This is a genomic window from Pseudomonas baetica (assembly GCF_002813455.1).
In the GTDB taxonomy this organism is placed as follows: Bacteria; Pseudomonadota; Gammaproteobacteria; order Pseudomonadales; family Pseudomonadaceae; genus Aquipseudomonas; species Aquipseudomonas baetica.
The window spans coordinates 1,422,042-1,446,970 of sequence record NZ_PHHE01000001.1; the positions used below are offsets into that span (position 1 = coordinate 1,422,042).

Here is a 24,929-nt window from a genome sequence, read left to right on the forward strand (position 1 = left end):
TCACTGTTCTTTGAGGATGGTTTTTACCAGGGCATCGTGACCTTTCTTGTCGCTGACCCGGGAGATTACCTGGACCAGCGCCATGCGCGTTCCCGAACCGGCCATCAAGGTCGTGTTGAGGGTCTGGCCGCCGCCCTGCGTGGCAGTGCTGTCGACCTGACGCAGGCCAAGGCCGGTGCCTTTTTGGGTCAGGCTTTTCTCACTGAGTTTGTTGAAGTCCGGTAGCGCTTTGCGCTGGGCATCGATGAAGTCAGAAACGCTGCCATCGAGAAACGCGCTGTCGTTGTCCTTGACGTTATTGCCTTCAGGAACCTGGTTTTCGGCGGCGATGACCACGGTTTTAGTGGTCTGGTTGGTGTACATCGTGCCAGTGGCACCGGTCGGACTGGCCGGCAACGGATCAGCGACAAAGCCCTTGGGCAGGGTGAAAGTGAACTTGCCGCCGAGCATCGAAACCTTCTCGGTGGCGGCTTTTTCCTTGGCCTTGGCGGCCTGAGCGTTGATGGCGCCGAGACCGGCGACAGCCGCCAGCAACAGGACGACGGCTTTCTTGCTCAACAATGTCATTCGAATCTCCGGGAAGTGGTCAGGCCAGGCGGGCGATCATCCCATGCACCGGCTTGTCACTCCAGCACGGCTCGCCTGCACCGGGTGATTGAAGTGAACGCTTACCTGTGGCGTCAACCTTCAGTGGTCCGCGCGGTTCTCACAGGGGCCGGTTTGGCCAGCAATTTACGCGTCACGCCGAGCATGGCCACCGACACCGCGACGCCTATGGCAAACCCGCTCAGGCCAAGACTCGGCAGCGTCAACGCCGAGACCAGACAAAACGCCGAAAACGAATACATCCCGGTCGCCGTCGCCCGCAACAGCGCGGCAGTAAACGCCGGGCCACGGGTCTGCTGGGAAAACACCGCCATCACACTGCCGAGCACCGGGAATACCGCGAGCAGGCCGCTCCAGCGTTCGCCGACAGTGCTGGCCAGCAGGGTCACCACCAGCGTCAGCGCAGCGCCGGCGATCATCCGCCAGAGCAGTTTGTCCGACTTCGGTGCCGGGCCGTTCAGCACCGGCTGCACCTCGGGAAACAGGTAGGGCGCCGCCAACAGGGCAACGGCCGCCGCCGCCACGGAGAACGGCAGCGATGCCGGAATCAGCGACAGTATCAGCGCCAGCGTCGCCCAGACTGCCAGAGAAAAACTCAGTGCCCACGGCCAGTTCGCCCGCTGCGCGACCTGTGCGTAGGTGATGCAGAACGCAATCATCGCGAACATGGCCGACAGCGCCGCGACCGCCGATTGCGCGGCAAACTGCGGCCCCTGTTCGATGGCGAGGAAAAACAGGATCGGCCCGACCACCACCGGCAACCCCGACAGCCACCCGGCCACGCTCGGTCCCCAGCGCTTGCCGGCCAGCGATATCAGCAACAGAAAACCGGGGATCAGCAACAGTTTGAGGATCAGCACGCAGGTGTCTCCGTCGGGTGAGAGACGGCTACGGTAGCATCGCGGTCAACGTATTGCTGCCTATGTGAGTGATTTTTGTATACAAAGTATCGAGGCCATACCGGCTATGCTTTGCCTGTATGGGTTTGCCGGAGTCAATGGCGTGATGAACAGAACACAGAATGTCTTGCGTGGGTGCTGCGCTATAACCTTGTGGGCCTTGCTGGTCGCGCCTGCCTGGGCCAACTGGCAGGACGAAGTTCCCGGCGCCAGGATCATTGGCAGCGGCGACTTCAGCGTGTTTGGTTTCGATGTTTACAACGCAAGGTTGTGGAGTACTGCGCAGCCGCTGGCGGACGGGCAGCCTTTCGCGCTGGAGTTGATCTATCGCCGAAAGATTTCCCGCGACGATCTGGTCGAAGCCAGCGTTGATGAAATCAAGCGTCTGAATGGCGCCGCTGTCACCCCGGCACAACTGGCCGGCTGGCAGACGCAGATGCAGCAGGCGTTCGTCGATGTCCAGGCTGGCACCCGCATCACCGGAGTGTATTTACCGGGGCAGGGCGCACGTTTTTTTGTTGGCCAGCAGTTGCAGCATGAGATCGCCGACCCGCAGTTCGCCCGGGCATTTTTTGATATCTGGTTGAATCCGCGTACGCGCAATCCTGAACTGCGCCAGCAGTTGCTGGGCGTGACGGGGTCTTGAGCTTTCATCAAAGGGGTTGAAACGTCTAAGCTGCGTCTTTCGACTTGTTTCTGGATGTGTGCGTGAAATTCAGCTTGCCCAAAATCGCCACCGCGCCGTTTTGCCCGCCGGAAGTGGCCGGCAGTGTTGCGGTGGATCCGACCGCCTCGTTCTTCAAGCGTGTGCTGCGTTTCGCCGGCCCCGGTTTGCTGGTGTCGATCGGCTACATGGACCCGGGCAACTGGGCGACCGCGATCGAGGCCGGCTCGCGTTTTGGCTACAGCCTGCTGTTCGTGGTGTTGTTGGCGAGTCTGGCGGGCATGGTCGTGCAGTGCCTGTGTTCGCGCCTGGGCATCGCCACCGGGCGTGATCTGGCGCAATTGTCCCGCGAACGCTACAGCACCCCGACGGCGCGGCTGCAATGGATATTGGCGGAGATTTCGATCATCGCCACCGACCTTGCCGAAGTCCTCGGCTGTGCGCTGGCGTTTCACTTGTTGCTCGGTTGTTCACTGTCCTTCGGCATTGCCCTGACCGCATTCGACACGTTGCTGGTGTTGGCCCTGCAGAACCGTGGCTTCCGTCGGCTGGAAGCAATCATGCTAGTACTGGTCGCGACCATCGGCGTGTGTTTATTCGTTGAACTGGTGCTGATCAAGCCCTACTGGCCGGACGTCGCCCAAGGCTTCAAACCGTCACTGGCGGCGATCAGCGATGCCGCGCCGTTGTACCTGGCGATCGGTATCCTCGGGGCCACGGTGATGCCGCATAACCTTTACCTGCATACGTCCATCGTGCAGACACGGATGATCGGCAAGGACCTGGCGAGCAAGCAGGATGCGGTGAAACTGGCGCGCATCGACACCATCGGTTCGCTGGCACTGGCATTGTTGGTCAACGCGGCGATTCTGATTCTCGCAGCGGCAGCGTTTCATCAGTCCGGGCACACCGACGTGGTCGATATTCAAGATGCCTATCACTTGCTCGATCCGCTGGTCGGCGGTGCGCTGGCCAGTGTGTTGTTCGGCGTGGCGTTGCTGGCCTCGGGGCAGAGCTCGACCTTTACCGGAACCATCGCCGGCCAGGTGATCATGGAGGGCTATCTGAATCTGCGGATTCCCTGCTGGCAGCGGCGCTTGATCACCCGTGGGTTGGCGCTGATTCCGGCGTTTATCGGTGTGTGGCTGATGGGCGATAACGCGGTGGGCAAGCTGCTGGTGTTGAGCCAGGTGGTGTTGAGTTTGCAGTTGCCGTTTGCCCTGTATCCGCTGATTCGCATGACTAATGACCAGCAATTGATGGGGCCGTTTGTGAACCGCTGGCCGACCCGGGTGTTGGCGTGGGGGTTGTTTGCGGTGATCAGTGGGGCGAACGCGTGGTTGATTCTGCAGTTGGCTGGCTGACTGGGAGTTTTGTGCTGGCTGGACTGACGCATTCGCGAGCAAGCCCGCTCCCACAGTGGTTGGTGTTATTCACAAATATTGTGTACACCCACCAACCCTGTGGGAGCGGGCTTGCTCGCGAAGGGGCCTTCAAGGCCAGCCTGTAAAATCCAGACAAAAAAAGACCCGGTGCAACGCAAACTGCACCGGGTTTTTGTTGCCGGCAAACGGCGGATGTCGTGGATCCGCCGTCCACCGTTGAACCTCTTGCTTAACCGCGTTCCAGCGCCAATGCCACACCCTGACCGCCGCCAATGCACAGGGTCGCCAGACCTTTCTTCGCATCACGCTTGATCATCTCGTGCAGCAGCGTCACCAGCACTCGGCAGCCCGACGCACCGATCGGATGACCGAGGGCGATGGCGCCGCCGTTGACGTTGACCTTGTCCAGATCCCATTGCAGATCCTTGGCCACCGCCAGCGATTGCGCGGCGAAGGCTTCGTTGGCTTCGATCAGGTCAAGTTGACCAATGTCCCAGCCTGCCTTGTCCAGGCAGCGGCGGGTGGCCGAGACCGGGCCGATACCCATGATCGCCGGGTCGACGCCGGCGTTGGCATACGCAGCGATTTTCGCCAGCACCGGCAGACCGAGCGCCTTGGCTTTCTCGGCGCTCATCAGAATGACCGCAGCGGCGCCGTCGTTCAGCGACGAGGCGTTACCGGCCGTGACGCTGCCGTCTTTCTTGAACGCCGGGCGCAGTTTCGCCAGGGATTCGGCGGTGGTGGCGCCACGCGGTTGTTCGTCGACCTGAAACGCAACCGGATCGCCCTTGCGCTGCGGAATCAGGATCGGGGTGATTTCCTCAACGAAGCGACCGGCCTCAATGGCAGCGGCGGCTTTCTGCTGCGAGGCGGCAGCGAAGGCGTCCTGCTGCTCGCGGCTGATCTCGTACTTGTCGACCAGGTTCTCGGCAGTGATGCCCATATGGTAATCGTTGAACGCATCCCACAGGCCATCGCTGATCATGGTGTCGACGATTTGCGCGTGACCCATGCGCAGACCGGTGCGTGCGCCCGGCATCACGTAGTTGGACAGGCTCATGTTCTCCTGACCGCCAGCAATGATCACATCGGCATCGCCGCAACGGATCGCTTGCGCGCCGAGGTGCAGGGCCTTGAGGCCCGAGCCGCAGACCTTGTTCAGGGTCATGGCCGGCACGGCGTGGGGCAGGCCGGCCTTGATCGCGGCCTGACGCGCCGGGTTTTGGCCAGCGCCGGCAGTCAGCACCTGGCCCATGATCACTTCATCGACCTGGGCACCGTCCAGACCGGTCTGTTCGAGCAACTGGCGGATCACCGCCGCGCCCAGATCGACTGCGGATACCGAGGCCAGGGAACCCTGGAAACTGCCGATCGCGGTACGCGTGGCGGCAACAATGACAACGTCTTGCATTTTCGACTTCCTCACTGGGCAGCGAACTGCATTTCCGGTACGTGATCCGGGACGATCAGTTTACCAGCGGTCTTGGCGACGATTTCCTCGACGCTGACGCCAGGTGCGCGTTCCTTGAGGACAAAAGCGCCATTTTCGATTTCCAGGTAGGCCAGGTCAGTCAGCACACGTTTAATGCACCCGGCGCCAGTCAGCGGCAGGCTGCACTTGGATAACAGTTTGGACTCACCGTCCTTGGACGCGTGGGTCATGATGACGATGATGTTGTCGGCGCCAGCCACCAGATCCATCGCGCCGCCCATGCCCTTGACCAGTTTGCCGGGGATCATCCACGAGGCGATGTTGCCTTCGACGTCGACTTCAAACGCGCCCAGCACGGTCAGGTCGACATGGCCGCCGCGGATCATCGCAAAGGATTCAGCGGAGGAGAAGATCGACGCGCCAATGCGCGCGGTCACGGTTTGTTTACCGGCGTTGATCATGTCGGCGTCGATGGTTTCTTCAGTCGGAAAAGGGCCCATGCCGAGCAGGCCGTTTTCCGATTGCAGCATGACTTCCATGCCTTCGGGGATGTAGTTGGCGACCAGGGTCGGAATGCCGATGCCGAGGTTCACGTAGTAGCCGTCCTGCATTTCGCGGGCGACGCGCTGAGCCATTTGTTCGCGGGAAAGTGCCATGTTGTTATTCTCCGTCAGCCTGAATTATTTGCGGATGGTGCGCTGTTCGATGCGTTTTTCGAACGTGCCGCAAATGACCCGATCGACGTAGATGCCCGGGGTGTGAATGTGTGCCGGGTCCAGTTCGCCGGGTTCGACGATTTCTTCGACTTCGACCACGGTGATCTTGCCGGCAGTGGCGGCCAGCGGGTTGAAGTTTTGCGCGGTGTGACGGTAGATGACGTTGCCGAAATGGTCGGCTTTCCAGCCTTTGACGATGGCGAAGTCGCCGGTGATGGATTCTTCCATCAGGTATTTGCGACCGTTGAACTCGCGCACTTCTTTGCCTTCGGCAACCGGGGTGCCGACGCCGGTGGCGGTGAAGAAGGCCGGGATGCCGGCGCCGCCCGCGCGCATTTTCTCGGCGAGGGTGCCTTGCGGGGTCAGGATGACTTCGATTTCGCCTTTGAGCAGTTGCTCTTCGAACAACTTGTTTTCGCCGACATAGGAGGCGACAACCTTGCTGATCTGGCGGTCGGTCAGCAGTACGCCAAGACCGAAACCGTCGACGCCGCAGTTGTTGGAAACCACGGTGAGGTCGCGGGTGCCTTTGCGCTTGATCTCGGCGATCAGGTTTTCCGGAATGCCGCACAGACCGAAGCCGCCGGCGATGACGGTCATGCCGTCTTCCAGCCCGGCGAGGGCTTCCTCGTAGGAACTCACGCGCTTGTCGAAACCTGCCATATGCACCTCTTTTATTATTTGCGGGCGGCTGGCTAGCCGAATGACTGGAGTGTCGCACCGGTGGATATATTTGTTAAGTTGATTTTTAAGGTTGATTGATAGATAAAACTCAATAGTCACGTTGTGGCGTGCTGCTTTGATCGTTCCAACGCTCCGCGTGGGAACGATCATGTACCGAGAGTCCCGAGGCTTCAATATGACCATCAAACAGATCCGCGCCTTTCTGGCGGTCGCCCAGAGCCTGAGTTTCGCCGTGGCCTGTGAGCGTTTGCACCTGTCGCAATCAGCCCTGAGCCTGACCATCAAGGCGCTGGAGGAGGGCCTGGGTGGCCGCCTGTTCAGTCGCAACACCCGCAACGTCGCGCTGACGGCGGAGGGTGAGTCGCTGCTGCCACTGGCCAGGCGCCTGATCGCCGACTGGGACAACGCCGAAGACGAAATGCGCCAGCGCTTCAGCCTACAGCGTGGGCGGGTGACGCTGGCGGCGATGCCGTCGTTTGCCGGTAATTTGCTGCCGCCGATTCTCAAGACTTTTCGCGCGCGGTATCCAAACGTCAACGTGACGGTGAATGACGTGATCAACGAGCAAGTGCTGGAGATGGTTCGCGACCGACAAGTGGAGTTGGGTGTGGCGTTCGAACCGATGCAGAACACCTCGATGACGTTCACGCCGCTTTATATGGATCGTTTTGTCGCGGTGGTGCCGCAGGATTCGCCGCTGGCGGATCGTGCCGAAGTAGATTGGCAAACCTTGTTGCAGGAACCGTTCATCACCTTGCAGCGACCATCGACGGTGCGGGTGATGCTCGAAGAACACTTGCAGGCCCGAGGCATGAAGCTGCCGGTGGAGTTCGAGAGCCATCAGTTGGCGACGGTCGGGCGAATGGTCGCCAGTGGGTTGGGGGTGAGCGCGGTGCCAGCGCTGTGTGCCGAACAAATGCAGGAATTGGGGGCGCATTGCCTGACGCTCAATGACTCGGTGGAGCGGGCGATTGGCGTGCTGACCGAGCCGGGGAATGAGTTGTCGGCGGCGGCGCAGGCGTTGTTCGATATTCTTAAAACCGAACATTGAATATTCAGGAGGTCAGGCGTTGTGTCAGCAGCGGCAGAAGCTGTTCGCACGCCCCTTCAATCTTCAAATCCAGCAAATCATCCGCCCGGGTCTTGCCCAGATTGATCGCGATCAACGGCTTGCCACGGTCGGCGATCACCCGGCACAGACGAAACGCCGAATACGCCATCAACGAAGAGCCTACCACCAGCATCCCCGCCGCATTCTGCGCCGCTGCCATGGCGCGGGCCGCCGTGGCCTGTGCGACGTTTTCGCCGAAAAACACCACGTCCGGCTTCATCCGTTCACCGGCGCAATGCGGGCAGTGCGGTACCTGAAACCGCGCCTCGAATGCCGGGTCGAGCAAGGTATCGCCATCCGGCGCCTGCACCGCATCGACGCCCGCCAGATACGGGTTGTGCAGTTCCATCAAGCGCTGAATCGCATCCCGTTCGCTGCGCTGGCCACAATCCAGGCACAGCACGCGATGCAAACTGCCATGCAATTCGATCACGTCATGACTGCCGGCTTGATCGTGCAGGGTGTCGACGTTTTGCGTGATCAACGCGCTGATCCGCCCATGACTCTGCAAACTGGCCAGCGCCTCGTGCGCCGCATTCGGCCGCGCCTGACGCACCCGCGGCCAGCCGAGCATCGCCCGTGCCCAGTAGCGACGGCGCGACTCGGGAGCTGCGAGGAATTCCTGATACATCATCGGCTGCCGGCCTCGGCGCACACCGTCGCTGTCGCGGTAATCGGGGATGCCCGACGGCGTGCTGATGCCGGCACCGGTCAGTACCAGAAAGTCGCCATCGGCCATCGCCTGTTGCAGCGTGTCGAGGTGTTCGCGGATCGGGCTGTCGAGCATGGTCAGCGCTCCGGGGAGGACGGTGCCAGCAGGTTAGCACGCGATCCGCGTGACTTACTTGCGCGCCTCCAGAATCAGGTTGAACGGTGTTTGCGTGGCGCGTCGGAAGTGTTTGAAACCCGCCTCGCTGAACACTTTGCGCAAACGCATTTCACCGGCCTGTGCGCCGAGGCCGAGGCCGACTTCCTGAGAGAGTGAGTTGGGTGTGCAAATGAACGTCGACGCCGCATAAAACAGGCGCCCGACCGGGTTGATGTTGTCATCCAGCGTATCGTTGGCGAATGGCTCGACCAGCAACACCGTGCCGTCGTCCTTTAGCGAGTTGTAGGCGTGGCGAGCCGCGCCGACCGGGTCACCCATGTCGTGCAGACAATCGAAATAACAGATCAGGTCGTAATCGTCGCCAGGGTAGTTTTTCGCCGAGCCCTGGAAGAATTTCGCCCGGCTGCTGACCCCGCCTTCCTCGGCGCGTTGGGTCGCAACGGTGATGGATGGCGCGTGGTAATCGAAACCGCTGAAGCGCGAATTGGGGAACGCCTGAGCCATGATCACCGTCGAGGCGCCGTGGCCGCAGCCGACGTCGGCGACGTTGGCGCCGCTCTCCAGTTTGGTCACCACGCCTTCCAGCGCCGGTAGCCATTCGGCGATCAGATGGCCTTTGTAGCCAGGGCGGAAGAACCGTTCGGTGCCGGTGAACATGCACGGATGATGATCGCCCCAGGGCAGGGCGCCATTGCCGCGCATGGCTTTGACCAGTTTGTCCTTGTCGTGGAAAAACGACGCCACCACGCCGAGACCGCCGGCGACGTACACCGGCGAGTCCTCAACCGCCAGCGCCAGCGCCTGTTCTTCTGGCAGGCGGAACTGGCCGTCGTGGTGCTCCATGTAGCCGGACGCCGCGTGGGCGCTGAGCCATTCGCGCACCAGACGCGGGTTGCAGGTGGTTTTCGCCGCGAGGGCTTCGGGGCTGATCGGTTGACTGTCGGCCATCGCCCGGTACAACCCGAGCTCTTCACCGACGATGACATTGGCCAGCATCGCCGCGCCGCCCATGTCGTTGACCAGTTTGCCCATGAATTCGTTGAGTCGGGCCTCGTCCATCATGCGTGCTCCTGAAACAGGATCACAGTCCGGCGGCGTTGAGGGTCGAGGCATGCGCCACCGGGCGGTGGTCGGGGATACAGGCAGGGCGTTCGCTGCGCCCTGCGGCCCCCTCGACTGGGTAATAACAGAGTCTAGCGCGGTAACGGAGCCATGCTGCTTTTTAGGCGGGGTATCAGGTCGATGAAGTCAACCTGCTGGCGAATGCTGGCTGCCAGCGGTTGTGCAGGGCTTTTGGAGGCGTTTCACTTGATGGGTTCAGGCGCAATAGTTGATTTGCCCATCTTTCAGTCCCATTTTCATATGCTCTGCGTCGAGTACCAATGCGTCGAAGCACAGCTTAGCGACAATGAGATCCTTGGAAGGGTCTTTGAGAAGAACCAGCTCTCCCGTTTGGGACAGGTAGGCTGCAGAGCGCCAAATGTAAGCTGCGCGAACGTCTGTGTTTGTCTTGTCGAACGTGTGCGTGCCTGATTTGAGCTTGTCGGAAATAAACAGGTTTACCTGGATTTGCTCAAATCCAGAGGGTGTTTCGACCGTTTGATAGGCGATCAACGAAATATATCCCTCTTGGGCGGAGTGGGTGACGTAAATTGTTTCAGCTTCAAAGGAACTGGTGATGCCCCCACTAAGTTCGGCGGTGAAAGTCTGAGCGCTGTTGATCAATTCCTCCTGTACGCCCTCCAGCGCAAGTTTTCCGTCGCTGACAATAAATTTTTCGTCGGCCTTGAACTGGAACTCACCGGTCACTTTCTGCTGCGCCCCGAAGTATCGCAGAGTCAAACTGCCCTCTTTGGCCGGGAGCATGAGGAAATGGTAGATAAGATTGGCGCTTGCCTCACTATTGCCGCTTCCCAACGCGAATGTGGCCGGTTCACCTGAAGTCGGAAGCTTGTCAAGAGCGACATTGAACAAGAAGCCTCGGGCATCTGTTCCGATCTTGTCAGTGGCGGATATATACAAATGCGTCGAGTTTATTTTGCAAGACAAATGATCGGCGGCTTCGAAGTCTTCCAGGTTGTAGAGTTTCGCCGTCACTTGCCCTTTAGTCGGTAGCGTGTTCGTACTCATGATCTGTATCCCGAAGGCTTATGGAAAATCCAGTCTATAGCTCACTGACGCGTCACGAACCTGTCAAAGTTGACAGGTATAAACACCGAGCTGGTTATTCCAACGCTCCAGATACTTGCACTTAACGTAGCCTTCCACTGACTCAAACCTGCCGCTCAAGCCGCAGTTGCGCACAAAGCCCGCCCCCCTCGCGATTGCTCAGGGTCAGTGAGCCACCCAGGGCTGCAGCCAGTTGCTGGGCGATGGCCAGCCCGAGGCCCGTGCCGCCGGTGTCGCGGTTGCGCGAGTTTTCCACGCGGTAGAACGGTTGCATGACCTGCGCCAGTTCCTCTTCGGCGATCCCCGGGCCGCGATCGAGGATTTCTACCGACAGTCCGTTCGCCGCTGTCTCGACCCGCAGTTCGGCGGCACCGGCAAATTTCAGCGCGTTATCGGTGAGGTTCACCAGCACCCGGCGCAAGGCTTGCGGGCGGGTGTCGATCACCGCATGGCTTTTGCCGTGAAGCTGCACATCCTTGCCCATGTCCTGATAGTCGAACACCAGGCTGTCGAGGAACGAATCGAGATCGATGCGCCGACTTTCCTCGGTCGAGCCGTGGATGCTGCGAGCGTACGCCACGCCTTCACGCACCAGATGCTCGATCTCACCGAGGTCATTGCACAGTTTGTCTTTCTCGACCGAATCGTCCATGAACTCCGCACGCAATTTCATCCGGGTGATCGGCGTTTGCAGGTCATGGGAAATCGCCGCGAGCAGTTGCATGCGCTCCTTCAGATACGCGGCGATGCGCGCCTGCATCGCATTGAAGGCGCGCGCCGCGTGAACCACTTCGGTCGGGCCGCGCTCGTCCAGATTGACCGGGTGGGCGTTGGGGTCGAGGCTTTCCACGGCGTTGGCGAGGCGGGCGAGGGGACGGAGGGCGATGCGCACGGCCAGCCAGGTGCAGGCGATCAGCAGCGCCAGTTGCCCGAGCAGCACCGCCGGCAGCCAGGGCGACAGCGGCGGCATGGCCGGACGCACATCGATGGTCAGCGGGCTGCCGTCGCGCAGGCGCAAATGCGCCTGAAAGTGCCGTTGCGGCCCGGGGATATCGGTGAAGGTCAGCGGGTATTCGTCGCCGATGGCCGCTGTGATCGAGGTGACGGCAACCGGCACATCAGCCGAGCCCAGCGCCGGCCCCGCCTGGCCCGCGCTCAACAAATAGGTGTAATGCGCCCGGGTCAGCCGTTCGATCCAGGCGGGCCGTTCTGCGGCGGGCAAGCGGTCGAGAATGGCAATCGAGGTCGAGACGTCGGTTTCGAGGTTGTTGAGCATGGTGCTTTTGGCGCTTTGGTAGCGCTCGTAATACTGCGCACCGAATGACAGCGCCTGGGCGAGGATCAGCCCGATCAGGAAGATCAGCGACAACCGTGAGGCCAGCGTGCGCGGCCAGTGCAGGGTGCCGCTCATGCCGACGCCCCGAGGATCTCCACCGGCAACGAAAATACATAGCCTTCGCTACGCACGGTTTTGATACAGGCCGGCTCGCGTGCATCGTCGAGCAGACGCTGGCGCAGGCGGCTGACCAGCAAATCGATGGAGCGGTCGAACAGGTCAGCGTCGCGCCCTTGGGTCAGATTGAGCAGTTGATCGCGGCTGAGCACCCGCTGCGGGTGATCGAGGAATACGCGCAGCAAACGGTATTCGGCGCCACTGAGGGCGACCATCGTGCCGTCCTTGTCCAGCAGATGACGCGCCGAGGTGTCCAGTTGCCAACGACCGAACGCCAGCAAGCGCCCGGCCTCGGTGACCACCAGATTCGGCGGCAGCATCCGTGTGCGTCGCAGCACGGCGTTGATCCGCGCCAGCAGCTCACGGGCGGCGAAGGGCTTGGTCAGGTAATCATCGGCGCCCATTTCCAGGCCAATGATGCGATCGGTTTCATCGTTGCGCGCGGTCAGCATCAGCACCGGCGTGGCTTTGTGTTTGCCCACGCGCAACTCGCGGCATAACTGCAGCCCATCGTCGCCCGGCATCATGATGTCGAGCACGATCAGGTCAACGGTGTTGGTGTCGAGGAAGCTGCGCATTTGCCGGCCATCGGCGACCACGGTGGTGCGCAGGCCGTTTTTCTTCAGGTAATTGCCGACCAGTTCGCGGATCTCGCGGTCGTCGTCGACGATGAGAATGTGATCGACATGCTCCATGGGGGCAAACCTCTATCAAGGGGGATGGGTTGCAGTCTATCGAGCCTGTGCCGGCTCGCCTGCCTGGCTTTGTATTGCAGTGTATCCGGCACCACGTGCGATACACGGCGAAGCAAAAAGGCGAAATTTCCAGGGTTCTGTATCGCTGTGTATCTGCGCCCGGCACAGATACACAGCGATCGATAGCGGCCATTTCCTGACACATGGGCGATACCTCGCAAGCCTCAAATAGGCCCCATCGAGGCCTACCCACACCGCCTCGGCTCAACCAACGATTGACTCATTGAAGCCTTGAGGAATATGCCATGAATACTAAATCCGTGATCGCCGCCTGCCTGTTCGCCGCCGTGAACATCTGCACCCTGTCGGCCCGCGCCGAAGCGGCCAATGTCACCCCGCAAACCTACACCTACGGTACGCACCTGGACATCCAGAAAGTCCTCTCGATGAAAGAGGACACCTCGGTGAACTGCGGCATTGTCGAGGCACGCATGACCTACCTGGATTCGGCGGGCAAAACCCAAGCGCTGGATTACCAAAAGTTTGCGGATAACTGCCTCGGCGAAAACTGAGTCATCAACCCTTTCAGGAGCCTCACCATGAACAACGTATCGCGCTTTTTGACTGTTGTTGCTTTCGCTTTCGCAAGTGCAGCCGCCCATGCCAATGCTGCGGTTGAACAGCATAGCTGCCCCGGGGGCACTTGCTTGCAACTGACGCCGCTGACCAAACAGGGCGCCGATGCCTTGATCGCGGCCGACGGTTCCAGCCGCACGCGACAAGGACAAATGGTTGCCGAAAACGGCGCCAGTCGCACACCGCAGGGGCAGTGGCTGCAAAGCCAGAGCGCTTGAGTCCATCGCCACAAAGGTTCTGGGTTCACATTCGTAAAGGGTGATCTTCATGTATCTCATCGCTTTCCTCGGTGGTCTCTTGACCCTCCTCAGCCCCTGCATCCTGCCGGTGGTGCCGTTTCTGTTTGCCGGGGCGAATCGCAGCCGTGCCTCGATCCTGCTGACCCTCGGCGGCATGGCCCTGACCTTTGCCTTGGTTGCCAGCCTGGCCGTGGTGAGCAGCGAATGGGTGATTCAAGCCAGTAACAGCGGCCGCCACATCGCGCTGATCGTGATGGTGTTGTTCGCCCTGTCGCTGATTTCTGCGCGCGTTGGAGATTGGCTGACGCGGCCGTTTGTCATGCTCGGCAACCGTCTCGACCCAGGGACGCGCAAGAAGGCCGGCCCGACGGGGTCGATCATGCTGGGTGTCGCCACCGGTCTGTTGTGGGCTCCGTGCGCCGGGCCGATCCTTGGCGTGATCCTCACCGGTGCGATGCTGCAGGGCGCCAATGCACAGACCAGCCTGTTATTGCTGGCGTACGGCGCGGGCAGTGCCTTGTCGCTGGGGACGCTGATTTTCGCCGGTCGTGGGCTGGTCAACCGCTTGAAACCATCGATCCCGTTCACCGGTTGGTTGCGCCGGGGTGCCGGTGTTGCGGTGCTCGCTACGGCGGCGGTGATTTCTACCGGTGCCGATAAAACGCTACTGGCCGGCACTTCCTCCGAAGGCGTCGCCAGCCTCGAAAAAAGCGTGCTGGAAAGCGTGCCGAAAGTGGTCGACTACGTTGTCAGCAAGGTTCGTGCGGAGTCGATGATGGATAACAGCAAAGGCGCGATGCCGTCTCTGGCGGGTGCGGTGCAATGGCTGAATTCATCGGAACTGAGCGCCGAGTCGCTGCGCGGCAAAGTGGTGCTGGTGGATTTCTGGACCTACGACTGCATCAACTGCCAGCACACCCTGCCGTATGTCAAAGACTGGGCGAAGAAGTACGAAAAGGATGGTCTGGTGGTGATCGGCGTACACACCCCGGAATACGGCTACGAGCGGATCATCGACAACGTCAAGGATCAGGTGAAGAAACTCGGCATCACCTACCCGGTGGCCATCGACAACGACTATGCGATCTGGCGCAATTTCGATAATCAGTACTGGCCGGCGCATTACCTCATCGACGCCAAAGGCCAGCTGCGTTACAGCCACTTCGGCGAAGGCAGTTACGCGGCGCAGGAGCAAATGATTCAACAACTGCTGCAAGAGGCCAAAGTGCCTGCAGCCTGATCGTTGAATTCAATGGCTCAGAGGTCACGCACCATGAGCCATTGGTCGTTGTCCCAGGCGCGAAAACGCTCCATGACTTGCCAGCCGCGCTTGGCGTAGTACGCCTGTTTGGTCTGCGTATGCAGATAAAGACGTGGCAGACCGCGTTGTGTTGCCTCCCGACAAATCCCTTCGATCAACTGCTCCGCCAGACCTTGCCCGCGAGCGGCGGGATCGACGAATACACAGGCCAGCCAAGGGCCAAGATCGGGGCGCTGAGCAAGATCGTCGCGGGCCAGCGCCGCGCCGCCCACCAGCCGTTCACCGTCCAGCGCAACCAGACAAGACCAGTCGCCATTGCTTTGGCCCTCGGCAAATTCCCGCTGCCACTCGCTCAAGGGCTGATGGGCATATTCGTAATCAAATTGCTGATGGATCCAGGCGGCATAGGTGTCGCTGTGCTGCATGCACTGACTCAGCCATTCGAGGCGGATAGACATTGGCGGATTCCATTCGTGAAGTTCGCCCGCATAGAAGCTGATCAGCACAGGGGTTGGCAACTTCTCAGTGTTTCGCGCGCTTTACAAAACCCTTCCACTCATCGGCCAGATCACTGTTTTGCGGGCCTGGCAGACGACCGGCAAGGACGTCGGGCAGCCTCGGCGCGATAGTGAGCGAACAGGGTTATTGTCGGCCACCGGTTGCGGAGCACCCATCGATGAGTCCCCCAATTGATCTGAGCGCTTTGAAAGAACGCCAGAAAGTCGCCTGGGCCAGTGGCGACTATGCCTTGATCGGCACGACGCTGCAGATTGTCGGCGAGAACCTCGCCGAAGCCTGCGACCTGCGCTGTGATGAGCAAGTGCTGGACGTTGCGGCCGGCAACGGTAACGCGACGCTGGCGGCGGCACGGCGCGGTTGTCTGGTCACTTCCACCGATTACGTTGCGGCGCTGCTTGAACGTGGCCAGGACCGCGCGCGGGCCGAGCATCTGGACGTGACTTTTCAGGTCGCCGACGCCGAAGCGTTGCCGTTTGCCGACGGCAGTTTTGCTGCGGTGTTGTCGACGTTCGGGGTGATGTTCGCCCCGGATCAAGCCACCGCTGCCGCCGAACTGGGGCGGGTTTGCCGACGCGGGGGGCGGATCGGTCTGGCCAACTGGACGCCGGAAGGCTTCGTCGGCCAGATGTTCAAGACCCTTGGCCGGCATCTGCCGCCGCCAGCCATTGCGCAACCGCCCTCAAACTGGGGCACGGAAGTGTGGTTGCATGAGCACTTCAAGGATAAGGATTTTGTCGTGCAGGTGACTCGCCGCAGCTTCAACTTCCGCTACCGCTCGGCGGCGCATTTCATTGATATCTTCCGCCATTGGTACGGGCCGGTGCACAAGGCCTTCGCAGCGCTGCCGCCGGAAAGCGGTCAGGCGCTGGAAAGTGATCTGGCGGACTTGCTGAACCGGTCGAACCGGGCGGGGCAGGACTCGCTGGTGGTGCCCAGTGAGTATCTGGAGGTGGTGATTACCAAGCGCTAGTCCAGATTAACAACATCTCCCTGTGGGAGCGGGCTTGCTCGCGAATACGGACTGCCAGTCACTGAATAAGTCGACTGAACCTGCGCATTCGCGAGCAAGCCCGCTCCCACAGGGGGAATGTGTTGTATCTGGGGACTACTTCACCTGCGAGCGATCAAACCACTCCAGCGCCGTACGCCAGATGCAGATCCCCAGGAAGTACGCCGACATCAGCAACCACAAACCCATCACCATCGGGTTGATCACCGGGTGATTGAGCACCAGCGACAGGCTGCACAGCAACCAGATCGCCGTCACGGCAATATTGATCGGCATGAACCGGCGCACGCGGAAAGGGTGCAGGAACTTCATCCGCGTCACCGTCAGCAGCGCCAGCCCGATCACGGTCAGGAAGGTAATCCACGGCCCAGGCCCGATAATGTAAAGACACAACGCAACCACGTTCCACGCGGCCGGGAAACCGACAAAGTAGTTGTCCTTGCTCTTCATGTTGACGTTGCAGAAGCAGAACAGCGATGACACCAGAATCAGCGATACCGTCAGCAACAGCGTGTAGTCGGGTAGCGGAATGTAGCGATAGATGAACAGTGCCGGAATGAACACGTAGGTCAGGTAATCGATCACCAGATCGAGGATCGAACCGTCGAAACTCGGTAGCACCGATTGCACATTGACCTTGCGCGCGAGTGCGCCGTCGAGGCCATCGACGATCAGCGCCACACCCAGCCACATCAGGCAATGGACGGGCTGGTTTTCCAGCAGGGCGAGGGTGGCCAGAAACGCCGTGACCACGCCGGTCGCGGTAAAACCATGGGCGCCCCAGGCCTTGAGCCTGGCAATGTGGACGGTTGATATCACGGGGGCGTTCTCCAGAAAGTGAAGCTAGCCGGTTATCACCCTTGAGTTGCAAGGATGCCGGCAAACCGGGTCGGGTTGCAGCTATCGACCGGTTTGGCCGGGATAAGGTTCACCCTCCTTGAATCTTAGCTGGCCTCGGAAAAAATACGCAGGCGAAATCGGCAGGCTTTATCGGCCTCAGCCAAACGGTGTTGGCGCAATGGCCGCAGGGGTCTATCGTTGCCAGACGCAGTCAATGCCAATGCCTGAGGATGACGTCATGAACACCAGCGATTTGCTTGAACAACTGCTGCGGGGCCAGGCCTCGGCAGGACAACAAAGTGGCGCCTCGGCCGGTGGTGGGCTGGGTGGTCTCGGTGGATTGCTGGGCGGTTTGCTCGGTGGTGCCGATTCCACTGGCACTCGCGGTGGCTCTCCTGCGGGTGGGCTTGGCGGACTGGGCGGTCTGCTCGGTGGGCTGCTCGGCGGCGGTGCTGGCGGCTTGGGTGGCGCACTTGGCGGTGGTGGCACGCAAAGTCGTTCTGGCGGGACCAATTATGCGGCGCTGGCGTCGCTGGGCATGATGGCGTACCAGGCGTATCAGGCCTGGCAGCGCAGCCAGGCCAGTGCGGCACCGCAACAGACGCCGCAAACGGCCAATCTGCTCGCCGGCCCGGAAATCGAAGAACACAGCCACGCCGTGCTGCGCGCATTGATCGCGGCCGCCAAGGCAGATGGCCGCATTGACGAGACAGAAAAGCACCTGATCAGCAGCGAAATCGGCAAACACACCGATGATCCGCAATTGCAGCAGTGGCTGGACGCCGAAGTCGCCAAACCCCTCGACCCCAATGAGGTCGCACAATCCGCCAACAACGACCCGGCAGTGGCCGCCGAAATGTACCTGGCCAGCGTGATGCTGGTGGACGACCAACAAGACGCCGAACGCAATTATCTGGATGAACTGGCGGCGGCGTTGCAGATTGATCCTGAGTTACAGGTGCATCTGGAGCAGCAGGCCAAAGGCACGGCTTAACCCGGTACCGATGATCTCAGCCTTCGTCCGTAACTCCAGGGGCGGAGGCTCGCCGTCCGTCCGGGCAATTTTCACGTCGATTGAATTTTTGGCACGCAGCGCCTCTCTGCTTCTGTAGAGACGTACGAAACAGCGTCCTGCCAAACCGACCGAGAACATTGCCATGACTGTCCTGACACGCCTGCAAGCTGCGCCTGCCCAACCACAAGCGATAGATCCCGCCGGAAATATTCGTGGCATTTATCAAGCGCTGCTGCGCGAAGACAACCCACACGCCCTCGCGCGCGCATTCCTGACTGAACAGCTGAAATGTGCTGCAGAGTTGCCCGAGGAGCTGCCAGAAGATCCATCCACCTGGTACGCCTGGGTCGCTGCGCATTGTGCCGATGTTGCCCGGCAATACGCCGATTACCTGCAACAACGCAAGGCCGGCGGGCCACGGCAATTCTTCAGCAGCAAGGCGCATGCGCTGTACTTCTTGCAAGCGGTGGCGCCGACCAAGCGGGTTGACGGCGCCTGGTTATATGGCTTGTTGCAGCATTGGCGCGACCCGCGTTTCAGCGGCTTGCTCTGCACCTATCTGGAAGAACTCGGCGAGGGCAATCCGGCGCAAAACCATGTGGTGATCTACCGCAAACTGCTCGCTGAACACGATCTGGAAAACGCCAGCCCCCTCGACGATGAACGTTACCTGCAAGGGGCTTTGCAATTGGCGCTTGGTGTCTGCGGCGATGAGTTTTTGCCGGAGGTGATTGGCTACAACCTCGGCTATGAGCAATTGCCTTTGCACTTGCTGATCAGCAGTTACGAACTCAGTGAGCTGGGCATCGATCCTTACTATTTCACCCTGCATGTGACCATCGACAACGCCAGCACCGGCCATGCGCAAAAAGCCGTGCAAGCGGTGCTGGATCTGTTGCCGCTTGAGGCTGATCGCGCCGATTTTCTGCGCAGGGTATCGCTGGGTTATCGACTCAATGATCTGGGGCTGGGCAGCCGCGCGATCATCGAAGGGTTCGATCTGCACAGCGAATTGCTCGCGATGCTCGAACGCAAGTGCCCGTTCGCCCAGCACATGCACTCGGACTATTGCCGCTTTGAAGGCAAAACCGTCAACCAGTGGCTGGCCGAGCCGCAGCATCTGCCCGGTTTCCTGCAAGCACTGCAGGATAAAGGCTGGATCAAGCGCCACGAAGACCCCCAGAACAGCCGTTTCTGGCAGTTGATCGATGGCGACGGCGCGGCGATGTTCGGCGTGTTCAGTGCCTACGAAAAACAATTGGTGCACGACTGGATTGCCGGTGACTGGAAACCCGCGAAAAAAGCCGCGGCGTTGCGTCGACACGCGCCGGTCAATGCGCCCATCGAGGTGCCCGAACAGGATCCCGATGTACAGCAGCTCAACGAGGCGCTGCATGGGCAGGACGGCCACGCACAAATGGCGATCCTGATCCCTTGGCTTGCGCCGGCACGGCACGCGCATCCTGCCGGACTGCTCGCCACCCGCCGGTTCATCGAACTGAAATCTCGTTTGCCATAAGGACATCCTCAATGAATCAGGAAGAACAACTGTCCACCCACGATCTCGCCCTGCTGCATTTGGGGCGGCGTTTGCAGGCTGATGGTTACCGTTTCATCACGCCGACACCGCTGACCCATCAGCGTGTCAACCAGCGCGACGAGGGCCAGTTTGCTGACTCCCTGCGCGATGTCTTTGGTTGGTCGCGCCCCTTCGAACCGGGACTGTTGTCTGCTGACGAGCAACGGCAGTTACAGGAAGCTCAAGTCATCGATACCTACGAAGGCCATCTGAAAAGTCGTGTGCGCTGGTCGAGCCTGGATGATCTGCTGTTTGTCCATTCGGCGTTTCCCACCGACGCGGCCGACTCGGTGTTTTTCGGCCCGGATACCTATCGATTCGCGCAAGTGATTCACGCTCACTTGCAACAGAATTTCGCGCCGATCCACCGCGCCGTGGACATCGGCTGCGGTGCGGGTGTCGGCGCGATTCTGATCGGTCGCGCCCGCCGCGAAGCGCAAGTGCTGGCGCTGGATATCAACCCCGCCGCGCTGCGCCTGACCAAAATCAACGCGGCACTGGCAGACGTTGCCAGCGTCGAGGCGCACGCCAGTGACCTGCTGCAAGGGGTCGACGGCGAATTCGATCTGATTGTCGCCAATCCACCGTACATGGCCGACCCGGCGGAGCGTGCTTACCGCCATGGCGGCGGCACGCTGGGCGCAGGCCTGTCGCTGCGCATCGTCGAGCAGGCACTCAACCGGCTGACCCCCGGCGGCTCGTTGCTGCTCTACACCGGGGTGGCGATGGTCGATGGCCGCGATCCGTTTCTCGACACGGTGCTGCCGCGGCTGGATCAAGCGCGGTTCGGCTGGACGTACCGGGAAATCGATCCTGATGTGTTCGGTGAAGAGCTGCTCAATCCCGGTTATCAACGGGTCGACCGAATCGCTGCGGTGGTATTGACCGTGACTCGGACAGGCTGAAACCAGGCAGGTGCGCCATGAGCAGAAACCTCGACGACTACAACCGCATGCGCGATTTCTCGGCGACGTCGGAGCCGGCCGCCGTCAAGCGTTCGGGCAAGAAGACTGCTGCGGAACACGCTCTGCAGTTCTGCATCCAGAAACATGACGCCTCGCACCTGCATTACGACTTTCGCCTGGAACTCGATGGGGCGCTGAAAAGCTGGGCGGTGCCGAAGGGGCCGTCGCTCGACCCCAAGGTCAAGCGTCTGGCGGTGCATGTCGAAGACCATCCGCTGGACTACGCGACGTTCGAAGGCAGTATTCCCGAGGGGCATTACGGCGCCGGTGATGTGATCGTGTGGGATCGCGGCGTGTGGATTCCGCTGGAGGATCCGCAGCAGGCGTACGCTAAGGGCAAGCTCAAATTCGAGCTTCAGGGCGAAAAACTCGCCGGGGTCTGGAATCTGGTGCGCACGCACATGCCGGGCAAGAAGGAAAACTGGTTTCTGATCAAGCATCAAGACAATGCCGCCCGCCCGCAGGATGATTACGACGTGTTGGTCGCCGAGCCGGACAGCGTGCTGAGCGAACGCACTCTGGTCGATAAACCCAAGCTGGTGGCCAGGCAGGAGAAGACGCGGCCCAAGTCTCGCAAGGCGGCGTCGGGCAAGCTTGCGGGCGCACACAAGGCGAAAATCCCGGCGCAGCTCAAGCCGCAACTGGCGACGCTGGTGGACAGTGCGCCGCAAGGGGAGTGGAGCTACGAGATCAAGTTCGACGGCTACCGGATCATGGCGCGGATCGATCATGGTCAGGTGCAACTGTTCACCCGCAATGGTCACGACTGGACGCACAAGTTACCGAAACAGGCCCAAGCGCTTGTCGCACTGGGCCTGGAATCGGCCTGGCTCGACGGTGAAATGGTGGTCGCCAATGAACACGGCGTGCCGGACTTTCAGGCCCTGCAAAACGCCTTCGATTCCGGTAAAGGCACTGACATCCTCTACTACCTGTTCGACTTGCCGTACCTCAACGGTGTCGATCTGCGCGAAGTGCCGGTGGAGGAGCGCCGCGCGGCACTGGCCACGGTGCTCGGCGCGCATGAGCAACCGTTGTTGCGCTTCTCCGAAGCCTTCGATGAAACCCCGGAGGCGTTGCTCAACAGTGCCTGCCAGATGCAGATGGAGGGCCTGATCGGCAAGCGTCTAGGCTCGGCTTATGTATCGCGGCGCAGCGGCGACTGGATCAAGCTCAAGTGCAAACACCGTCAGGAATTCGTGATCGTCGGCTATACCGATCCCAAAGGCTCGCGCAGCGCCTTCGGTGCATTGCTGCTGGGCCTGCATGATCGCGACAGTGGCGAATTGCGCTACGCCGGCAAGGTCGGCACCGGGTTCAATGAAACCACGCTGAAAAGCATCCTCGCCCGGCTCAAACCGTTGCAGGCGAAGCAGGCCGCGATGGTCAATCCGCCAAGCGGCTTTGAAGCCAAAGGCGTGCATTGGCTCAAACCGAAGTTGCTGGCAGAGGTGGCGTTCGCTGAAATGACCAAGGACGGTTCGGTGCGCCACGCCGTGTTCCATGGTTTGCGCGATGACAAACCGGCCAAGGACATCAGCGAGGAGCGAGCGAAGCCCGTGAAGACTCCCCAAAAGAAGAGCGCCGCAAAGAAACCGGCGAAAAAAGCCGCCGCCAGCAAGCCGCCGACAGCCGAAACCGCGCCATCGCAACTCGGCCTGGCCAACGGCAAAGTGCGCATCACCCACCCGGACCGGGTGATCGACGCCGTCAGCGGTACCACCAAAATGCAACTGGCCGAGTATTACGCCAGCGTTGCCGAATGGATCCTGCCGCAACTCAAGGATCGCCCGGTGGCGCTGGTGCGGGCGCCGGATGGCATCGCTGGCGAATTGTTCTTCCAGAAGAATGCCGAGCGCCTGGCGATCCCCGGCATTACCACGCTGGACAAAGATGTTACCGGCCAACCGGTGATGCTGATCAACAACGCCGAAGCGCTGATCGGCGCGGTGCAGATGAGCACCGTCGAACTGCACACCTGGAATGCCACCACGGTTGATCTGGAGAAGCCCGATCGCTTCGTCCTCGATCTCGATCCGGACCCGGCGCTGCCATGGAAAAGTATGGTCGAAGCTACCGCGCTGACGCTAACGGTGCTGGATGAACTGGGGCTCAAAGCCTTTCTCAAGACCAGTGGCGGCAAGGGTATTCACTTGGTGGTGCCGCTGACCCGCAAACTCGGTTGGGACGAGGTTAAAGACTTCAGTCACGCCATTGTCAGTCACATGGCCAAACTGCTGCCGGATCGATTTTCGGCGGTGTCCGGGCCAAAAAATCGTGTGGGGCGAATCTTCATCGATTACCTGCGCAATGGCTTGGGCGCCACCACCATTTGTGCTTATGCCGCGCGTACTCGCGAAGGCCTGCCGGTGTCCGTGCCGCTGTTTCGCGAAGAGGTGGCCGAGATCAAGGGCGGCAATCAGTGGAACGTGCACAACGTCCATGAGCGGCTGGCGGAGGTCGGTGATGAGCCGTGGGCGGACATGAAGAAAACCCGTCAGAGCATCACCGCGGAGATGCGCAAACGGGTCGGCATGAAAAAGTGATCAGGTGTCGCGCAGCAAGTCGTGCGCGTTGAGCAATTCGAAGGCGATTTGCGGGTGATTTTCCAGACCTCGGCGAATCGCCGCCGGAATGGCCTGGCGTGTCTTGCGGCACAGGCCGGGCAACTCATCGATCTGTATGGCAATGCCGCGCATCGTGCGCACTTCATTGAAACCGGGTGCGACATCAACGCGAATGCCCAGTTGCTCATACATGCGCTGTTGCAGATGCCTGAGGTCAGCCAGGTCCTTGAGCGTTTCCAGGCGCGCGAGCAAGCGTTTCTCTTCCTCGCGGGTCAGGCGCAGGATGCGCAAATCCGCGCCGGGCATCTCCAGCAACGGGTCGCGCCCGCAAATGCAGGCGCCGGGCGGGCAGGGTGAGCGCAGGGGCGCGGAAGTCGTCATGGCCTCCATCATAGAGGCCGTCGGACAGTTTTGCCTATCAGCCTTGAGCTGCCATCCATCGGCGGCCGCGTTCCTCTCGGCTTACTGATTCAGCCCCTCGTAATGCACCAGAATCGCATTGGCCAGGTCTTCATCGCTGGCATTGATGCCGGGATTGTCCTGACGAACCTGTTGCAGCACCGACTCAAGATAAACCCCACGAATGGCCCCGCCACTGGCGACAAATGCAGACAGGTCGTCACGGGCCGGAATCACCATTTTGTGATCCTTGAAGGTCGAGTACAGCGACGCGGAGACACCCGCCGAAGTCGCGACATCGCCCGCATCGACACGGGCCAGTGCGGAACCGACCGGCAGGCATAAGAGTAAAGAAGAAACGAGCACTAACTTGCGCATGACGGTATTCCTCCACAAGCGCGAAGCAAAAGGGAAGTACTACATAATGTGAGAGGGGCTCGGAGGGTGGTAGTTCCGTGTCGATGATCGGATGGCGTCGGGCAACGCCATTGCGGGTTGCCCGATTTGTTGCGCTCAGATCACGCCACAGGCCATGCGGTCGCCGCCGCCACCCAGCGGTTTGGGCATGTCGGCATGGTTATCACCGCCGGCATGGATCATCAGCGCGTGGCCTTTGATCTCGGCAATTTTCTTCAGGCGCGGCGCCAGCACCGGATAACTGGCGACGCCGTCAGCCGTCACGTAGACCGCCGGCAGGTCGCCCAGATGCCCGTCAGCGTAAGGGCCCAGATGCTTGCCGGTTTTCTGCGGGTCGAAATGGCCACCGGCCGCGAGTGCGGCGCCTTTGACGCCATCTTTCATGCCCGCCTCGCAGCTGCCGTTTTCATGGACATGAAAACCATGCACACCGGCCGGCAGGGATTTCAGGTCAGGCGTGAACAGCAAGCCATACGGTGTCTCACTGATGGTGACAGCCCCGATTGCCTGCGGCGCACCCTCGGCGCTGACCAGATTGATGGCGACTTTTTCGCTTGCCGCTTGCGCGGTGCCGATCGCCAGAGTGCTGACTAGACCCAACCATAGTGCGCGTTTCATAAGCGTTCCTTTTTGCTGCACGAGTGTTCAGAAGGCCGACTTAATAGCCTGTACGCATTAACGGGCGATGAAGGCTGCCGACGGCATTGCAATGTGAGACTCGGTGCACAATCCGAAAGTTTTGCCGGTGTTGCCTGCCAGCCCGGACATTCGCTGACACGTTGCGTCGCGGCAGATTGGCGCAAATAGGCTTAACTCAAGGTCTGACAAGCGCTTTGCAGC

26 protein-coding genes are annotated in these 24,929 nt (G+C 60.6%); 11 read left to right on the forward strand and 15 right to left on the reverse strand.

Annotated features, from left to right (window positions below):
- The gene (locus tag ATI02_RS06480; protein ID WP_095187511.1) at positions 1–567 is read right to left on the reverse strand and encodes a DcrB/PsbP domain-containing protein; all 567 of its coding nucleotides are present in this window, start codon (positions 565–567) and stop codon (positions 1–3) included.
- Positions 568–680: 113 nt separating this feature from the next.
- On the reverse strand, positions 681–1,466 hold the full coding sequence (locus ATI02_RS06485) for a hypothetical protein (protein ID WP_100845786.1): 786 nt from the start codon (positions 1,464–1,466) through the stop codon (positions 681–683).
- Positions 1,467–1,611: 145 nt separating this feature from the next.
- Here ATI02_RS06485 and ATI02_RS06490 point away from each other — a divergent pair, with 145 nt between their 5' ends.
- Together ATI02_RS06490 and ATI02_RS06495 are read left to right on the forward strand one after the other, a co-directional pair.
- A complete protein-coding gene (locus ATI02_RS06490) occupies positions 1,612–2,151 on the forward strand; it encodes a chalcone isomerase family protein (protein ID WP_100845787.1) in 540 nt (179 codons plus the stop codon).
- Positions 2,152–2,213: 62 nt separating this feature from the next.
- Positions 2,214–3,533, forward strand: a complete 1,320-nt coding sequence (locus ATI02_RS06495; protein WP_100845788.1) for an Nramp family divalent metal transporter — start codon at positions 2,214–2,216, stop codon at positions 3,531–3,533.
- A gap of 250 nt (positions 3,534–3,783) precedes the next feature.
- Here the strand turns inward: ATI02_RS06495 and ATI02_RS06500 are convergent, their stop codons facing one another.
- The 3 genes from ATI02_RS06500 to ATI02_RS06510 are packed head-to-tail and all read right to left on the reverse strand — an operon-like array spanning position 3,784 to position 6,365.
- Entirely contained in the window at positions 3,784–4,965 is a 1,182-nt protein-coding gene (locus tag ATI02_RS06500) for an acetyl-CoA C-acetyltransferase (protein WP_100845789.1), read from the reverse strand.
- Positions 4,966–4,976: 11 nt separating this feature from the next.
- Complete coding sequence (locus ATI02_RS06505; protein WP_100845790.1) at positions 4,977–5,642, reverse strand: CoA transferase subunit B; 666 nt, start codon at positions 5,640–5,642, stop codon at positions 4,977–4,979.
- A gap of 24 nt (positions 5,643–5,666) precedes the next feature.
- Positions 5,667–6,365, reverse strand: a complete 699-nt coding sequence (locus ATI02_RS06510) for a CoA transferase subunit A (RefSeq protein ID WP_095187517.1) — start codon at positions 6,363–6,365, stop codon at positions 5,667–5,669.
- A 196-nt stretch (positions 6,366–6,561) separates the two neighbouring features.
- Between ATI02_RS06510 and ATI02_RS06515 the strand changes: the two genes are divergently transcribed.
- Complete coding sequence (locus tag ATI02_RS06515; protein WP_095187518.1) at positions 6,562–7,437, forward strand: LysR family transcriptional regulator; 876 nt, start codon at positions 6,562–6,564, stop codon at positions 7,435–7,437.
- 4 nt (positions 7,438–7,441) lie between these two features.
- Here the strand turns inward: ATI02_RS06515 and ATI02_RS06520 are convergent, their stop codons facing one another.
- The 5 genes from ATI02_RS06520 to ATI02_RS06540 form a co-directional block, all read right to left on the reverse strand.
- On the reverse strand, positions 7,442–8,284 hold the full coding sequence (locus ATI02_RS06520; RefSeq protein ID WP_100845791.1) for an NAD-dependent protein deacetylase: 843 nt from the start codon (positions 8,282–8,284) through the stop codon (positions 7,442–7,444).
- 54 nt (positions 8,285–8,338) lie between these two features.
- Positions 8,339–9,385, reverse strand: a complete 1,047-nt coding sequence (locus ATI02_RS06525; RefSeq protein WP_100845792.1) for a class I SAM-dependent methyltransferase — start codon at positions 9,383–9,385, stop codon at positions 8,339–8,341.
- 258 nt (positions 9,386–9,643) lie between these two features.
- The gene (locus tag ATI02_RS06530; RefSeq protein ID WP_100845793.1) at positions 9,644–10,456 is read right to left on the reverse strand and encodes a hypothetical protein; all 813 of its coding nucleotides are present in this window, start codon (positions 10,454–10,456) and stop codon (positions 9,644–9,646) included.
- A gap of 142 nt (positions 10,457–10,598) precedes the next feature.
- Positions 10,599–11,906, reverse strand: a complete 1,308-nt coding sequence (locus tag ATI02_RS06535; protein WP_100845794.1) for an ATP-binding protein — start codon at positions 11,904–11,906, stop codon at positions 10,599–10,601.
- Positions 11,903–12,643, reverse strand: a complete 741-nt coding sequence (locus ATI02_RS06540; protein ID WP_100845795.1) for a response regulator — start codon at positions 12,641–12,643, stop codon at positions 11,903–11,905. Before ATI02_RS06540 ends, ATI02_RS06535 begins: the two co-directional genes overlap by 4 nt.
- A 305-nt stretch (positions 12,644–12,948) precedes the next feature.
- On the opposite strand from ATI02_RS06540, the gene ATI02_RS06545 reads away from it, so the two are divergent.
- Genes ATI02_RS06545 through ATI02_RS06555 form a run of 3 tightly spaced genes read left to right on the forward strand, consistent with a single transcriptional unit; the run spans position 12,949 to position 14,758 of the window.
- Entirely contained in the window at positions 12,949–13,215 is a 267-nt protein-coding gene (locus ATI02_RS06545) for a DUF2790 domain-containing protein (RefSeq protein WP_100845796.1), read from the forward strand.
- A 27-nt stretch (positions 13,216–13,242) separates the two neighbouring features.
- The gene (locus ATI02_RS06550; protein WP_100845797.1) at positions 13,243–13,497 is read left to right on the forward strand and encodes a hypothetical protein; all 255 of its coding nucleotides are present in this window, start codon (positions 13,243–13,245) and stop codon (positions 13,495–13,497) included.
- 49 nt (positions 13,498–13,546) lie between these two features.
- Positions 13,547–14,758: a cytochrome c biogenesis protein DipZ gene (locus tag ATI02_RS06555; RefSeq protein WP_100845798.1), complete on the forward strand. Its 1,212-nt coding sequence runs from the start codon at positions 13,547–13,549 to the stop codon at positions 14,756–14,758.
- A 17-nt stretch (positions 14,759–14,775) separates the two neighbouring features.
- On the opposite strand, the gene ATI02_RS06560 is transcribed toward ATI02_RS06555, so the two are convergent.
- Positions 14,776–15,237 carry a GNAT family N-acetyltransferase gene (locus ATI02_RS06560; protein ID WP_095187527.1) on the reverse strand — a complete coding sequence of 154 codons (462 nt, stop codon included), beginning with the start codon at positions 15,235–15,237 and terminating at the stop codon, positions 14,776–14,778.
- Between the two features lie 218 nt (positions 15,238–15,455).
- Here ATI02_RS06560 and ATI02_RS06565 point away from each other — a divergent pair, with 218 nt between their 5' ends.
- Positions 15,456–16,268 (forward strand): class I SAM-dependent methyltransferase, encoded by an 813-nt coding sequence (locus ATI02_RS06565; protein ID WP_095187528.1) that lies wholly within the window; start codon positions 15,456–15,458, stop codon positions 16,266–16,268.
- Between the two features lie 135 nt (positions 16,269–16,403).
- Here the strand turns inward: ATI02_RS06565 and pcsA are convergent, their stop codons facing one another.
- Positions 16,404–17,126: a phosphatidylcholine synthase gene (gene pcsA / locus ATI02_RS06570; protein WP_095187529.1), complete on the reverse strand. Its 723-nt coding sequence runs from the start codon at positions 17,124–17,126 to the stop codon at positions 16,404–16,406.
- 259 nt (positions 17,127–17,385) lie between these two features.
- Here pcsA and ATI02_RS06575 point away from each other — a divergent pair, with 259 nt between their 5' ends.
- The 4 genes from ATI02_RS06575 (at position 17,386) to ligD (ending at position 23,252) form a co-directional block, all read left to right on the forward strand.
- Entirely contained in the window at positions 17,386–18,141 is a 756-nt protein-coding gene (locus tag ATI02_RS06575; protein ID WP_100845799.1) for a tellurite resistance TerB family protein, read from the forward strand.
- A gap of 163 nt (positions 18,142–18,304) precedes the next feature.
- Positions 18,305–19,681, forward strand: a complete 1,377-nt coding sequence (locus ATI02_RS06580) for an iron-containing redox enzyme family protein (RefSeq protein ID WP_100845800.1) — start codon at positions 18,305–18,307, stop codon at positions 19,679–19,681.
- An 11-nt stretch (positions 19,682–19,692) separates the two neighbouring features.
- A complete protein-coding gene (locus ATI02_RS06585; RefSeq protein WP_095187532.1) occupies positions 19,693–20,646 on the forward strand; it encodes a methyltransferase in 954 nt (317 codons plus the stop codon).
- A 17-nt stretch (positions 20,647–20,663) separates the two neighbouring features.
- Positions 20,664–23,252, forward strand: a complete 2,589-nt coding sequence (gene ligD, locus ATI02_RS06590; RefSeq protein WP_100845801.1) for a DNA ligase D — start codon at positions 20,664–20,666, stop codon at positions 23,250–23,252.
- Here the strand turns inward: ligD and ATI02_RS06595 are convergent, their stop codons facing one another.
- The 3 genes from ATI02_RS06595 to sodC all read right to left on the reverse strand — a co-directional run bounded on the left by ATI02_RS06595 (position 23,253) and on the right by sodC (position 24,707).
- Positions 23,253–23,654: a hypothetical protein gene (locus ATI02_RS06595; RefSeq protein WP_170947214.1), complete on the reverse strand. Its 402-nt coding sequence runs from the start codon at positions 23,652–23,654 to the stop codon at positions 23,253–23,255. It lies immediately after the preceding gene.
- An 81-nt stretch (positions 23,655–23,735) separates the two neighbouring features.
- Positions 23,736–24,050, reverse strand: coding sequence for a DUF2388 domain-containing protein (locus tag ATI02_RS06600; protein ID WP_016983279.1), 315 nt, complete (start codon positions 24,048–24,050; stop codon positions 23,736–23,738).
- Positions 24,051–24,185: 135 nt separating this feature from the next.
- Positions 24,186–24,707, reverse strand: a complete 522-nt coding sequence (sodC, locus tag ATI02_RS06605; protein ID WP_095187535.1) for a superoxide dismutase family protein — start codon at positions 24,705–24,707, stop codon at positions 24,186–24,188.
- Positions 24,708–24,929: the final 222 nt, after the last annotated feature.